The 561-nt window shown below is 42.4% G+C and carries 1 pseudogene; it reads right to left on the bottom strand.

The features are described 5' to 3' along the window. Window positions 1–380, bottom strand: a pseudogene (locus tag BG32_RS01450) (YibE/F family protein); the annotation flags it as partial. Between the last annotated feature and the right edge of the window lie 181 nt (window positions 381–561).

Here is a 561-nt window from a genome sequence, read left to right as displayed (position 1 = left end):
AGAAGCAGACAAATGAAAACCAGAACGATAGCGAAGACGTATCTTTGCCTAACAAAGTCGATAATGTGAAAGGTCACCTCATCCCTCTCATCCATATACAGCACCACAGTATCGCCCTTTTCAACTCGGATATCCATCGCCGGATTATCTGTGAAGTGATTCTCGATCACAACTTCTTCTCCTGCATAGGTCCCAGTCAGCACCTTAACTCTGAGAGTTTGTAGTCCCTTTGCCGAGTAGCCACCAGTTTCATCGAAACTGATCATTTCGATCACTCTTCCTTTTATGGTACTTTGATCGTTTGCCGAAGCATCGATGAACGTGAATAGCACATAGCCAAACACAACCGCTCCAATGACGTAAAGAAAAACGTTTTTCATGCTCAACTTGAATCCTCCTGAATTCCCATGGTGACGTTAGAAATTATATCATCATCTCGAAGCCAAGGAAGTAGTATTGCTCTTTTAATTAGCTTCAGATGCGTCTCATAGCCATCGAATTGTTTGAGGCCATAGATCATCTAACGTGAGAAACGAAATCCATCAGCACCGTTCTAAAAAA

The organism is Mesotoga sp. HF07.pep.5.2.highcov, assembly GCF_003666285.1.
Lineage (GTDB): Bacteria > Thermotogota > Thermotogae > Petrotogales > Kosmotogaceae > Mesotoga > Mesotoga prima.
This window is presented reverse-complemented; position numbering and strand designations above follow the sequence as displayed.